This is a genomic window from Lysinibacillus sp. FN11 (genome assembly GCF_024628845.1).
In the GTDB taxonomy this organism is placed as follows: domain Bacteria; phylum Bacillota; class Bacilli; order Bacillales_A; family Planococcaceae; genus Lysinibacillus; species Lysinibacillus capsici.
The window spans coordinates 4224055-4237305 of record NZ_CP102383.1; the positions used below are offsets into that span (position 1 = coordinate 4224055).

15 protein-coding genes are annotated in these 13251 nt (G+C 35.2%); 6 read left to right on the forward strand and 9 right to left on the reverse strand.

The window, feature by feature from the left end:
* Positions 1–139: 139 nt before the first annotated feature.
* The 4 genes from NP781_RS22245 to NP781_RS22260 all read right to left on the reverse strand — a co-directional run bounded on the left by NP781_RS22245 (position 140) and on the right by NP781_RS22260 (position 2838).
* Complete coding sequence (locus NP781_RS22245; RefSeq protein ID WP_221682431.1) at positions 140–907, reverse strand: nucleotidyltransferase domain-containing protein; 768 nt, start codon at positions 905–907, stop codon at positions 140–142.
* 92 nt (positions 908–999) lie between these two features.
* A complete protein-coding gene (locus NP781_RS22250) occupies positions 1000–1935 on the reverse strand; it encodes a hypothetical protein (protein WP_257520844.1) in 936 nt (311 codons plus the stop codon).
* A complete protein-coding gene (locus NP781_RS22255; RefSeq protein ID WP_221682433.1) occupies positions 1932–2489 on the reverse strand; it encodes an RNA polymerase sigma factor in 558 nt (185 codons plus the stop codon). Before NP781_RS22255 ends, NP781_RS22250 begins: the two co-directional genes overlap by 4 nt.
* 124 nt (positions 2490–2613) lie before the next feature.
* Positions 2614–2838 (reverse strand): hypothetical protein, encoded by a 225-nt coding sequence (locus tag NP781_RS22260; RefSeq protein WP_257520845.1) that lies wholly within the window; start codon positions 2836–2838, stop codon positions 2614–2616.
* A gap of 80 nt (positions 2839–2918) precedes the next feature.
* Here NP781_RS22260 and NP781_RS22265 point away from each other — a divergent pair, with 80 nt between their 5' ends.
* The gene (locus NP781_RS22265) at positions 2919–3410 is read left to right on the forward strand and encodes a hypothetical protein (protein WP_257520846.1); all 492 of its coding nucleotides are present in this window, start codon (positions 2919–2921) and stop codon (positions 3408–3410) included.
* A gap of 68 nt (positions 3411–3478) precedes the next feature.
* Here NP781_RS22265 and NP781_RS22270 read toward each other — a convergent pair whose 3' ends face one another.
* Together NP781_RS22270 and NP781_RS22275 are read right to left on the reverse strand one after the other, a co-directional pair.
* Complete coding sequence (locus NP781_RS22270) at positions 3479–3751, reverse strand: hypothetical protein (protein ID WP_004233441.1); 273 nt, start codon at positions 3749–3751, stop codon at positions 3479–3481.
* Between the two features lie 171 nt (positions 3752–3922).
* Positions 3923–4129 (reverse strand): hypothetical protein, encoded by a 207-nt coding sequence (locus tag NP781_RS22275; RefSeq protein ID WP_221682436.1) that lies wholly within the window; start codon positions 4127–4129, stop codon positions 3923–3925.
* Between the two features lie 234 nt (positions 4130–4363).
* On the opposite strand from NP781_RS22275, the gene NP781_RS22280 reads away from it, so the two are divergent.
* The 4 genes from NP781_RS22280 to gnd are packed head-to-tail and all read left to right on the forward strand — an operon-like array spanning position 4364 to position 9418.
* Positions 4364–5095 (forward strand): GntR family transcriptional regulator, encoded by a 732-nt coding sequence (locus NP781_RS22280; protein ID WP_036077885.1) that lies wholly within the window; start codon positions 4364–4366, stop codon positions 5093–5095.
* Positions 5088–6629, forward strand: a complete 1542-nt coding sequence (gene gntK, locus NP781_RS22285; protein ID WP_257520847.1) for a gluconokinase — start codon at positions 5088–5090, stop codon at positions 6627–6629. The genes NP781_RS22280 and gntK overlap by 8 nt, the downstream gene beginning before the upstream one ends.
* A 15-nt stretch (positions 6630–6644) precedes the next feature.
* Complete coding sequence (locus tag NP781_RS22290; RefSeq protein WP_257520848.1) at positions 6645–7991, forward strand: GntP family permease; 1347 nt, start codon at positions 6645–6647, stop codon at positions 7989–7991.
* A 26-nt stretch (positions 7992–8017) separates the two neighbouring features.
* Positions 8018–9418 carry a decarboxylating NADP(+)-dependent phosphogluconate dehydrogenase gene (gnd, locus tag NP781_RS22295; RefSeq protein WP_257520849.1) on the forward strand — a complete coding sequence of 467 codons (1401 nt, stop codon included), beginning with the start codon at positions 8018–8020 and terminating at the stop codon, positions 9416–9418.
* Between the two features lie 53 nt (positions 9419–9471).
* Here gnd and NP781_RS22300 read toward each other — a convergent pair whose 3' ends face one another.
* Positions 9472–11016, reverse strand: a complete 1545-nt coding sequence (locus tag NP781_RS22300; RefSeq protein WP_257520850.1) for a histidine kinase N-terminal 7TM domain-containing diguanylate cyclase — start codon at positions 11014–11016, stop codon at positions 9472–9474.
* Between the two features lie 96 nt (positions 11017–11112).
* Here NP781_RS22300 and NP781_RS22305 point away from each other — a divergent pair, with 96 nt between their 5' ends.
* Positions 11113–11445 carry a BRCT domain-containing protein gene (locus tag NP781_RS22305; RefSeq protein WP_257520851.1) on the forward strand — a complete coding sequence of 111 codons (333 nt, stop codon included), beginning with the start codon at positions 11113–11115 and terminating at the stop codon, positions 11443–11445.
* Positions 11446–11489: 44 nt separating this feature from the next.
* Here NP781_RS22305 and NP781_RS22310 read toward each other — a convergent pair whose 3' ends face one another.
* Positions 11490–12578, reverse strand: coding sequence for a DUF4179 domain-containing protein (locus NP781_RS22310; RefSeq protein ID WP_257520852.1), 1089 nt, complete (start codon positions 12576–12578; stop codon positions 11490–11492).
* Entirely contained in the window at positions 12575–13129 is a 555-nt protein-coding gene (locus tag NP781_RS22315) for a sigma-70 family RNA polymerase sigma factor (protein ID WP_221682443.1), read from the reverse strand. Before NP781_RS22315 ends, NP781_RS22310 begins: the two co-directional genes overlap by 4 nt.
* Positions 13130–13251: the final 122 nt, after the last annotated feature.

Sequence of the window (13251 nt, forward strand, 5' to 3'; positions counted from 1 at the left end):
TTAAGCTTATTGGAATAATCGGCCTAAAAATGGTTGACATTTTCATAAAAAATAGGTTCTTTTTATTATTATATCTGTATAATAACATATAAATATGGAGTTCGTCTTGTATCTGAACTAACTTTCCTTTACCCAAAGATTAACTTTCGATTGGGCTTTTTATATGCCAGCCATCTATATGAAAACCGCCCATTTGTCTGAACACATACTCCACTACTGCTTCATATAACGCCATCATCTTTTCAACATTGTCCTCATGCATTGCTCTCATAAAAATTTCTCTAAAGTCCTCATCTGGAAATGCTGACTTACTATATTTTTGCAGGTAAATTGGATCTTCAAGATAGGCATAGATTTGATAAAAGGGTATCGTTTCTAGATTTAAATACTGACAGTACAACAAAAATAAATTGGCTAATGAGTTATGGTAGGTAAAGGAAAAGTTCATTTTATCTTGCTCATAACAATCCTTTAAATTATCTAGTGCATCCCATAGTTCATATTTTTTTATTTCTAAGACCGTTTTATTCATTGTTTTATATTTTTCTTTGAGCCATTCTTCTGCTTCAAATTTTAAATCATTTATTATTCCAGTATAATCAAATAAAATTCTCCCTGTTTTAAATTGGACCATCGACATGGTTCTTCTTTTTTTAAAATCATCTTGGAAATACCCACGAATTTGACTTGGTGGATTCGCAAAGTATTCAATTAAAAAACCATCAATAACACGATTCCCTCTTTCCCTCCACCCCACATTATCCGCCAAAATAATATGAACATCGATATCAGAGCGCTTAGAGGGATTTCCAGTAATATAGCTCCCACATACGAGCGCTCCTATAACTTCCTCTTTATCTTGCCATTCTTTCAGGAACGTTTCTAAGGCTATTTTCCATTTTGCCATTGATCATTCACTCCCTTTTTAATTGATTTATTTCTACAATACTATTGAAAAAACAGAAAACCTTTAATACGTTTTCTGTTTTTATCTGCTTCTTATTTAATTTCTTTAACAGTTAATTTCTTTTGGCTAACTTCATAAGTGACTACCACGTTTTTAATAATCGCCGTATCCTCATAGGAGAGACTAGCTTCAAATTCTATTCTAGCATCTCCCTTCCATCTAAGATGATCCACATAGCTATAGTTTTCATGATCTGTTCGTATCCACGTATCTAACCCTTGCTCAGCACCATATTTAACTCTTGAAGATTCTACTAACTCTGGGCTTACCATTCGCTCTTCCACATTGATGACTTCAACAAATTCACTTTTATTAGAGTTCGTGACAATAGCAATTAATTTCTGATCAGGTGAAGGGATTATTTCTTTAATATACATTGATGGACTGGAGAAGCTAGAATATGCCTCTAGCACATCATCTTTTATACGCCAAAGAACATTTTGGCTTCCGTAATCTGAATAATTATTGAATAAAGTAAAGAAGACGCTCCCATCTGCTAATTTATATACCTGCTGACTTTTAAAGCTTCCTGATAAAATATCGACAGCAAAAATAGCCGCATTCGCAATTTTTTTGTTATCACTTTTTATAAATGGTTGAATAGCCTTTAACGCCTTATTCCTCAACTTTTCATCATTATAGCTCTCTACTAGTCTATTTATTGCAATATAGATATACTCCTCTTTGTCACTATCTAGAGCTTTTAGAAATTTATCTGCATCATATTTTGTAGCTGGCATTAGTTCCATATCCTCTGCTGATAAATAACGAATATAAAGCTCATTATTTTGATGTTTATAGTAAGCTGCTGCTATTGTGGCAGTAAAAACTGAGCTTACGATCATCATACTTATTACCACAGCAAGCCATTTTTTAGAAAAACTTTTCTTCTTTACTCCATAGTTGGCTGCTTCAATTAACTCTTCCTCTATAAATCCAATTTCACGATATAACTCCTCTTTTTTCATATATATAACCCCTCGCCTTCCAAATAAAATCTTAGTTTCTTACGTGTCCTAAATAAGTTGGACTTAACTTTACTACTACTCATTTGAAAGTGTAAGGAAATATCTTTTATAGAATAGGAATACCAATATCGCTGAATAAATATATTTCTAGATTGTTCATCTAAGGTATATAAAAATTGGCTAATGTATTGAGCAAGCTCTCCCGCTTCATAGGATGTTTCTACCGTATGAGAAGAAGCTAGACATTCTTCCAGCTCTGTGAGAATGACCTCAAACTCATTATTTCTCTTTTTGGCTGTATTATAGCTATGCTTATCAAGTGCAATATTACGTATGATTCTCCCTAAAAAAATAGATAGTTTTCTTGGTATCTGTGGAGGGATTGTATTCCATGCAGCTAGGTAGGCATCATTCTCACATTCTTCAACATCCCTCAAATTTGCCAAGATTCTTCTTGCTATTACTCTACAGTATGCTCCATATTTTTTCCTTGTTTCCAAAATAGCCTGCTGTGAGCGTTGTATATATAAAGCAACTATTTTTTCATCGTCCATTTGCATTTTCTCCTTTTATGTACTCTTACTTATAAAGTAGATAATCCAAACAATTGGTTGCATGTTGTGACAAAAATTCTGCTAATGAAAAAACCGCACTCTTTTAGGTACGGTTCTCCACATTTCAAAATAAATTAGTTAAAAATGTTTGTATTGATGTAGGTAATAGCTGAAAGAAAAATCCCTCATATTTAATATCCAGTATACCAGCGACAACAATAACAACGAAAATTAACAATAGAAAGATTTTCTTATTTTTAGAAATCCAATTCAATAGATGCCACTCCTCTGACATAATAGTAAGCATGTTTAGTATAAGTTGATTGCTATCAAATAGCATTCTATTCATTGTCTGTCACCTAATTTTATAATGCTACATAAATTAAAATGATACGCTAAAAACGAGAAATATGTAAGAAGGGAATGGGTATGGTTAATTTTAAATCTTTTCGAGGTGTTATCACTCAAATCAGTGATTTTCCTGTTGGGCAAAACGGAGATAAGAACGGTTGTTATAAAATAATGACCTTAGAAGATGGTGCTGGTGGAGTTGTCAATTTTATTATTTCTCCCTCCACCTATTTTGTTAATCGTGAAATTGTCACAACTGGTGAATGGGTAACAGGTTATTATGATGGGGATGCACCTGTACCGATGATTTACCCGCCTCAATATCGTGCTTTGATTATTGTTAAAGAAAGCAATTATCATAATGTAAAGGTAGATTTCTTTAATCAACAATTACTGAGTAGTGATGGACAATTACAATTAAACCTTTCTCCTACTACGATTATTTCACTTAAAAATGGGCAGCCTTTTACCAATAGTCCTGCCAATCGAAACCTCATTGTTGTTTATGGCCCTACCACTAGGAGTATTCCTGCTCAAACCACTCCCTATGAAATCATTGTTTGGTGTTAATTTAATCATATTTGAACAACGGCTTAAACCTCACTACGTGAATTTAAGCCGTTGTTGACTGTTATTATTTATTCAGTATCATTTTTCATTTCATGTAATTGTTGTTTAATCTGCTCTAGATATTCTTTATTTTGCTGAACAGTATCCAAATGTTCACCATATTGTTCTGCATTGAAACGTGCATTTTCAGCATGCTTAATCTGATTAAATGCATGTTCTATTGCTATTTCCTCTGGATGTGACTTTGCATGCTTTAATAGACGATCCGCCTTTTGCACAGAGTTACTAAACAATGTGCTAGGATGATCCTGCTTCCAACTTGTATCGGAGTGCTTAGCCAATGTATATATCTTCCCTTCTCAATGTTTTCTTTGCTCTAGATGTAGTATTATAAAATGCTCTGATAATATGTATGGAAGAAAATAAACACAATATTTCCCAGGTTATAATAAAAGAACTAAGGCACATGCCTTAGTCCTCCCTCAATGTCATGAATAGTTGTCAAATATAAATTAGTGCCATGCAGTCCTCTCACTGACTGGTTGCTTGATACCTGTTTTTCCTTGGGTTTCAGCAAAGTTGTTGATTTGTGCTGAAGCTGATTCAAGCTCAAATTCAGCACCAAACTCCTCACGATGAAGTGTCTGACGCTGTTGATTTGTTTTATTTGCACTTTTCGTACCATTTGATTTGTTACGATTTGTATTCATATTTGACATAACCATCCTTCATCGATTATTTGAAAAGCTTTAAAACCTTGTATATGTTTTATGAACTTTTCATTCTAAAGTTTGTCCAAGCAGTAAAAAAGAATGTGCATTAATTATTTTTTTAGCTAAGTATAGAGTTGAGGCTTTTCAATTTTTGATTGCTAGTAAGTCGCTTGCAATCTTATTTTCTTTCTGACTATAATACTTGTATACAAGTATACTCAAAATAAAAAAGGTGATAGTATGAGCGAATATAATGATTATCTATATCCACAAAAGTGGCTTTCTAAGGCTTCAACAGGCGATCGTGTAGCATATGAACTTAGAATGCGTATTATTTCAGGTTTAATTGAAAGCGGTACCATTCTTTCAGAAAACAAACTAGCAGCTGATTTTGAAGTAAGTCGTTCACCCATTCGTGAAGCCTTAAGAATATTAGCTTCTGAAAATATCATTCGATTGGAAAAAATGGGTGCTGTTGTCATTGGTTTATCGGAAAAAGAGATTGAAGAAATTTATGATGTTCGATTGCTGATTGAAACTTTTGTGTTTGAACGTCTCATAAAAATGGATACAACTAACTTAGCACTAGAACTTAGCAAAACATTAGAAATGATGAAGGTTGCCATTAAGTATAACGATGCAGACGAATTTTCTTATCAGGATGTTATGTTCCATGAGACAATTATTCGCTCCATCGGACATTCCTATATCACCATGATTTGGAATAATTTAAAGCCAGTAATGGAAGGCTTGATTTTGCTGTCTATGCGCATGCGCTTTAAAGAGAAATATGAGGATTTTACTCGTATTGTGAAAAATCATGAACTCTATATTGATGCTATTAGAGCCAAAGATCGAGAGCTTATGATTAAGTCCTTACATGAAAATTTTGATGATGTTCAAGGTAAAGTAGAAGATTTATGGCGGTCACAGCAGATGCTATCTAAAGGGGTTGAGCCACAAAATGACTAACTATATGTTAGGTGTTGATATAGGGACTACTAGCACTAAGGCCGTATTATTTAGTGAACATGGGAAGGTTATTCAACAAGAAAATATTGGGTATCCATTATATACACCGGATATTTCGACAGCAGAACAAAATCCAGAAGAAATCTTTCAAGCTGTACTACAAGCCATTACCAACATTATGAAAGTTCATTCTGATAAACCATTACTATTTGTTTCCTTTAGTAGTGCTATGCATAGTGTGATCGCTATGGACGAAAATGATCAACCGTTAACACCTGTCATCACTTGGGCAGATAATCGTAGTGAAGCATGGGCACATAAAATTAAAGCTGATTGGAATGGTCATGAAATTTATAAAAGAACAGGTACACCTATTCATCCAATGTCACCACTAAGCAAAATTACTTGGCTTGTGCATGAACATCCTGAAATCGCGCGCAAAACAAAGAAATATATCGGTATTAAAGAATACATTTTTAAAAAGTTTTTTGATCAATATGTCGTCGATTATTCATTAGCTTCGTGTATGGGTATGATGAATCTCCATACCTTAGATTGGGACGAAGAAGCTTTAACTGTTGCAGGTATTACGAAAGCACAATTATCAACACTTGTACCAACAACTCAACTATTTTTGAATTGCAATGACTTTTTAGCTAAACAAATTGGTATTGACCCACAAACACCTTTTGTCATTGGCGCAAGTGATGGCGTGCTCTCTAATCTAGGTGTGAACGCCATTCGAGAAGGCGAAATTGCTGTCACTATTGGGACAAGTGGTGCTATCCGTACCATAATTGATAAGCCCAAAACAGATGTAAAGGGTAGAATTTTTTGCTATGCCTTAACAGAGAATCATTGGGTTATTGGTGGACCCGTAAACAATGGTGGTATGGTATTACGCTGGATTCGCGATGAGTTTGCCTCTTCAGAGATTGAAACAGCTAAAAGATTAGGTATTGATCCATATGAAGTGTTAACGAAAATTGCTGAACGTGTTAGACCTGGCGCTGATGGACTGCTATTCCATCCCTATCTATCAGGTGAACGTGCGCCTTTATGGAATCCAGATGTCCGTGGTTCATTTTTTGGTTTAACCATGTCTCATAAAAAGGAGCATATGATACGAGCTGCCCTCGAAGGGGTTATCTACAATTTATATACTGTCTATTTAGCATTACTGGAATGTATGGAAAGCCCCGTCACTCGTATTCAAGCAACAGGTGGTTTTTCACGCTCTGAGATTTGGAGACAAATGATGGCGGATATTTTTGAATCCGAAGTGGTAGTTCCTGAAAGCTATGAAAGCTCCTGTCTCGGCGCTTGTATTTTAGGCTTATATGCTATTGGACAAATCGATTCCTTTGACGTTGTCGCTGACATGGTTGGAGACACTTATAAACATACGCCAATTGAAGAGGCGGCCAAAGAATATAGACAGCTACTCCCAATTTTCATTCGTTTATCTAGAGTATTAGCAGACGACTATTCGTCAATTGCTCAGTATCAAAGGAGCTTAATTAAGCCCAACTAAAAAGGAGGAGAATACATGCCATTAGTTATTGTAGGTATTGGTATTATCGCGCTGTTAATTTTAATAATGGGCTTTAAATTAAATACGTTTATTTCATTAATCATTGTTTCATTCGGTGTGGCATTAGCTCTTGGGATGCCTTTAGATGGCATCGTAAAAACGATTGAAGCAGGGTTAGGTGGAACATTAGGCCACTTGGCATTAATATTTGGTCTTGGTGCGATGCTAGGAAAATTAATTGCCGATTCTGGGGGTGCACAGCGTATTGCCATGACCCTTGTGAATAAGTTTGGAGAAAAGAACATTCAATGGGCAGTTGTAGCAGCATCCTTTATTATCGGTATCGCACTGTTCTTTGAAGTAGGTCTTGTGCTATTAATCCCAATTGTCTTCGCTATTTCAAGACAATTAAAGGTTTCTATTTTATATTTGGGAATTCCAATGACCGCAGCCTTATCTGTCACACATGGATTTTTGCCACCACACCCAGGGCCAACCGTTATCGCTGGTGAATTTGGGGCAAATATTGGTGAGGTATTGCTTTACGGCTTTATCATTGCCATTCCGACTGTTATTTTAGCAGGGCCTTTATTTACAAAATTAGCGAAAAGGTTAGTGCCTGAATCATTCAACAAAACTGGAAATATCGCCTCTCTAGGTGAACAAAAAACATTTGAACTAGAGGACACACCGAGTTTTGGAATAAGTGTTTTCACTGCACTATTACCCGTTATTTTGATGTCCATTGCTACTATTATTACACTGTTGCAAAAAACAATTGGCTTTGAGGATAATGGCTTCTTAGCAGGTATCCGCTTCATCGGTGAAGCAGGTACATCCATGTTAATTTCCTTATTAGTTGCTGTCTATACAATGGGTATTGCAAGGAAAATTCCTATTAAGCAAGTAATGGAATCATGTACGACAGCAATCTCACATATTGGTATGATGCTCTTAATTATTGGGGGCGGTGGCGCCTTCAAACAAGTATTAATTGATGGTGGTGTTGGTGATTATGTAGCTGAACTCTTCAATGGAACTACCTTATCGCCAATTTTACTAGCATGGATTATTGCCGCTATTTTACGTATTTCATTAGGGTCAGCTACAGTTGCTGCTTTAACAACAGCTGGGCTAGTCATCCCAATGTTAGGTCAAAGTGATGTGAATCTTGCTTTAGTCGTACTGGCAACAGGTGCAGGAAGCTTAATTGCTTCACATGTCAATGATGCTGGTTTCTGGATGTTTAAGGAGTATTTTGGATTAAGCATGAAGGAAACATTTGCTACATGGACCTTGCTAGAAACAATTGTATCTGTGGCTGGCTTAGGATTTATTTTATTACTTAGTTTATTTGTTTAAAAAATGTTTAAAAAGGAGCAAGTACAATGTTAAACACAATTGGCGTTATTGGATTAGGTGTTATGGGCAGTAATATTGCTTTAAACATGGCTAATAAGGGCGAGCAAGTAGCCGTTTATAATTACACACGGGATTTAACCGACAAACTTCTACAAAAAGTCGAAGGACAAGCGCTTTCTCCCTACTATGAAATAGAAGAGTTTGTACAAGCTTTAGAAAAACCAAGAAAGATCTTTTTGATGGTGACAGCTGGTAATGCCATAGATTCAGTTATTCAGTCAATAGTGCCTTTCCTTGAAAAGGGCGATGTCATTATGGATGGCGGCAATTCTCATTATAAAGATACAGAGCGAAGATACGATGAACTTAAAGCTTTAGGAATCGGGTATTTAGGGATTGGTATTTCTGGTGGTGAAGTTGGAGCATTGACAGGCCCATCTATCATGCCTGGTGGTGATCAAGAGGTCTATAACAAAGTAGCACCTATACTGACAAAGATTGCAGCGCAGGTAAATGATACACCATGCTGTACGTATATTGGTCCTAAGGGCGCAGGTCACTTCGTTAAAATGGTACACAATGGAATCGAGTATGCAGATATGCAACTCATTGCAGAAGCCTATACGTTTTTAAGAAAAAATATAGGATTATCCGTTGAGGAAATTGCTACTATTTTTGAAACATGGAATCAGGGCGAATTGAAAAGCTATTTAATTGAAATAACAGCTGAAATCTTAAGGAAAAAAGATGAGGTAACAGGATTACCACTAATTGATATGATTCTAGATAAAGCTGGTCAAAAAGGTACTGGGAAATGGACAAGCCTGCAATCCATAGATAATGGTATTCCTACATCAATTATTACGGAGGCCTTATTCGCTCGTTATATTTCATCATTAAAAGAAGAACGAATTCGAGCAGAGGCAATACTATCTGGACCAAATTACAATCAGCAAAATCTAGAGAAAGATGTCTGGATTGAATACGTTCGCCAAGCCCTCTATATGGGGAAAATATGTGCTTATGCGCAAGGATTTACACAATATAAAATGACATCTGAGCTTTATGAATGGAATTTACCATTAAAAGATATTGCATTAATTTTCCGTAGTGGTTGTATTATTAGAGCAGAATTTTTAAATGTTATTAGTGAAGCCTATCAAAATCAACCTTCACTAGATAATTTATTAATTGATCCATACTTTGCAGAAAAGACGATGGACTATCAAAATGGATTAAGAAAAATAGTTTGTGAAAGCATCCAAGCAGGAAACGCGTTCCCTTGCTTAAGTGCTTCTCTCACATATTACGATAGTTATCGAACAGGTTCATCTAATGCTAATATGTTACAGGCTCAACGTGATTATTTCGGTGCGCATACGTATGAACGAGTTGATGCACAAGGTGTTTTCCATACAAATTGGTAAGTACAAAGCTAAAATATACATCATTGCCTCAATGATTGTATATTTTAGCTTTTTTATTCTAGAAAAACATGTACTCGATTACGTCCTGCTTGTTTTGCCGCATACAGTGCTTTGTCCGCATTGTTTAAAAGCTGATACAGTGTCTCTTGTCCCTTTGTACCTTCAGCTACACCACAGCTAATGGTAGCACGAATTGCTCCCTCAGCAGTCATAAGTGGCTGGGATTCTACGCTATTACAGAGCATATTAGCTAATGCTTGCCCCTCTAATAATGTATAGTCCTTGAGCGCAAGAACAAATTCCTCACCGCCATACCGTGCAAACAGTTCTCCTTTTTTTAACACACTCTGACAAGCCTTTACGACATGAACTAGTAATTGATCACCGATAGCATGCCCATACGTATCATTGACGTTTTTAAAATGATCGATGTCCATTAAAATGATAGTAAAAGTCGTTGATGATTCTCTTGCCTTACTGTAAGCCTGATTACATTGTTGAAAAAAAGCTCGACGATTATAAATTTGTGTAAGTTCATCATAAAAGGCCAGTTGCTCTAACTGTCTTTGTAGCTCCTTTAACTCTGTTATATCAGTGAAAATAAGTAGTAACCCCTTACCATGATTAACATGTTGCAGCTCTGTAACACGCACTTGATAAGTATGATCAGAAAGCACAATCTCGATGTCCTGCGTATTCACCGCTACCTCTAATGTAAATGGCATCGATTGTCCAGTTACTTCAATCCATGTTTTCCCAATATCCCTACCAATCATGGATCTAGTTAGCTGAGGAAATACCTTGTTGCAGGCTTGGTTAAACTCTATTAATCGGGCAGATTCATCTAACACAATAACGCCATCATTGATACTATGAAATATTGCATCCTTGGCAACAGGCATCACCCTAAATAACCGTGAGGAATTAATAGACCATAAATACAAAAATGACGAAGCCCATAATACCATCGGAACAGGATCAACCCCTTGAGGTGTTAAGCCCAATAAATAGATGAATGCTGTTATCATAGGAATAAGTTGACCACACATTAAGGCAATTAATTGTTGCCGATAGGCCTTAGTAGTCTCTTTCCAATGGATTAATACTAATAAAAAAGATACGAACATACAGACAAAAGTAAATATGCCATGAATGATATACCATATGCCAATTTCCTGATGCACATAAGGTGCCCCTAATACAGGATCTATTTCAAATACTCTATAATGAAAATGGTGTATATCATTTGTAGCAACCATGATTAAGCTAATAAAAGGAATGGCAAGGAGAGCTATTATCTTTTTCCTTGTGAGATGAAAGCCCAGGTATTGCATGATAAACAATAATCCGAGAGGCGTTGAAAAAGCCATACCTACATATTGGATGGCTGTCCAAACCTTTATGGTGCTCAATGTTGTAGCGATTAAACCAAAAGCAGAGGCAAAACAATATACTGCGATTAGTGCTGTATAACTAATAAACAATTGAGCAATTTTTGTATAATTGTAGCGTTTTAGAAATACGTATAAACATAAATACAAATTTAGTACACCTGAAGTACAGCTAAGAGTAATGAAAGCAGTCAATTGCGAATTCATGTCTATGTACCTCTTTATATTTTTATTTTTAATGTAGCATACATATAAAATTTTGTGGATTTATTTATCGATTAATTTTTTTAAGGAGTAACGAAAATGATCAATAAGGATAACTCAGAAATTATTTTCTTTTCTGATCCAGTTGAAAATCTAACCCACCCCTTTTATAACAAACAAATTGTATTCACAGGCGCCCTTTCTACCATGACACGATCCGAAGCCGCCAAACAAGTAAAAGCATATGGAGGGTATTTACAGGGAGGTGTTACACAACATACTGATTTCGTTGTTCTTGGTAATAAACGTAGGGGTATAAGCGCCAAGCAGCATAAAGCTGAGCAGCTAATTCGTGAGGGACAAGACATTCAAATGTTAATAGAAGATGATTTTTTATGGCTTATTTCGATCCCAAAGAAAGATGATAAGTAAAAAGAGTATGTAAGGTTGTTCTTCCTACATACTCTTTTAATTTTTTACTTTATTGGAACAGCAATAGGCTTTAATTTATATGGCTCTTTTATCGGTTCTAAAGCTCCTGTTCTATCCTTAATTTTGTATACACCTACTACAGGCGTGATCATAATCGAGGTAGCTTGTTCATCAAATTTGTTTACAACAATACGAGGGAAATTTTCACGCCCTTTGAAATCTGTACTATGACCAGTTCCTCTAAAATGCATGACATTATAATCATTCCCTAAATCATCTGTCACAATATAGTCAATGGGAACTCCTCGCCAAGCTTCATTTTCTTTCTCCACCAAGACTTCTTCGGAAAGATAAAATGTTGTAGCGATAGGTGTTTTCGTTATTTTAAAAGCTTCAATTTTTATACCTTTCCCTCCTGTTTTCATACTATCTTTTTCCACCTTTATTGTTTCACTTTCAAGCTTCTCTAAAGTAAATTCAAATGACCAGTCTCCTGCTACTGAATTATTTACATTATTTAAATCAACAATTTGATTTCCTTGAAAATTAATGTGAACTTCCTCGGGCTTAGAGCCTCTAATGAGTTCAAAAATATACAATACTGCATACTCATTGCTGTTTATCTTTTGAACCAAATAATTTGTTGAATAGCCGTCATATCGATACCTATTACCAAATTCCTCAGCAGTTAATTCACCATTGTCACCATATAAAACTGGCCTTTCTCCTAAATCCTTTTCACTTTTAATAGTGTAAGCAATAGTAATATTTTCGCCATCATATACAGCATCATTAACAGTGACTTCAACTTCATTACTTTCTTGGCTCACTCCGACACTTGTAGAAAACTGATCATAATTGTTAAATACATACCTTTCATCATCAATAAACAATTCGAATAGACTTCCGATAAACGGTAAATTTGCAGCAAATGTAGGAAATGTATAACCAAGTGTCATACTGGATGCAATAAAAAAAGTAGCTGCAACAATAAAATTTTTAATGAAATGCCTTTTCTTTTTGACCATCATGACATTTCTTTTCACTCTCTCTTTTTCAAGCGTGCTCACTTCCATCGGCTCTATATTTATATCAAGATTTAAATCATTAAATTGTTTATATAGCTTTTTCATGTCATACTTCCCCCCAAACGAATTTGCTGTAATCTTTTTCTCCCACGATATAATCGATTATCAATAGCAGCTTTTGTTAAACCACAATGAATAGCAATTTCTTCGTTTTTCATATTTAAAAAGTATTTCATTGTAAAAATATCACGGTCTAACTGCTCTAATTGCGTCATCATGATGAGCACTTCCTCTGTCGTTGTCTTGATTAAGTATTCCTCTTCAGCCGATATTGCGGCTTCACCTGTTTCATTTAGCTCATAAAAATATGGCGTTTTAGACAATCTTCTTTGTTTCGAAATGGCTTTAAACTTTGCTATCGTGCAAATCCATCTTCTAAAATCCTCTTTATCGCCTCTAAATTGTTTAGCATTTTCATAAGCCCCTAAAAATGTATCACTAATACATTCCTCTATTATTTGAGGATCATTATAGGATTTTAGAGCATTATAAATAATCGCTTTGACAATCCCCATATATTCATCAATGACATATTGAAGTGCTTCTTCCCGTTTTTTCTTAAGATGCTTTATAAAATTCTCATCTGTTACCCTCATGCAAACACCCTTTCTTCCACAAACATAAAGGATCCTTTATATATAACATCGTTCAATCTTAAATTTCTTCTCATATTAATCAAAAATATTTATAATTTCAATTTTTTAACAAATATAAAAGG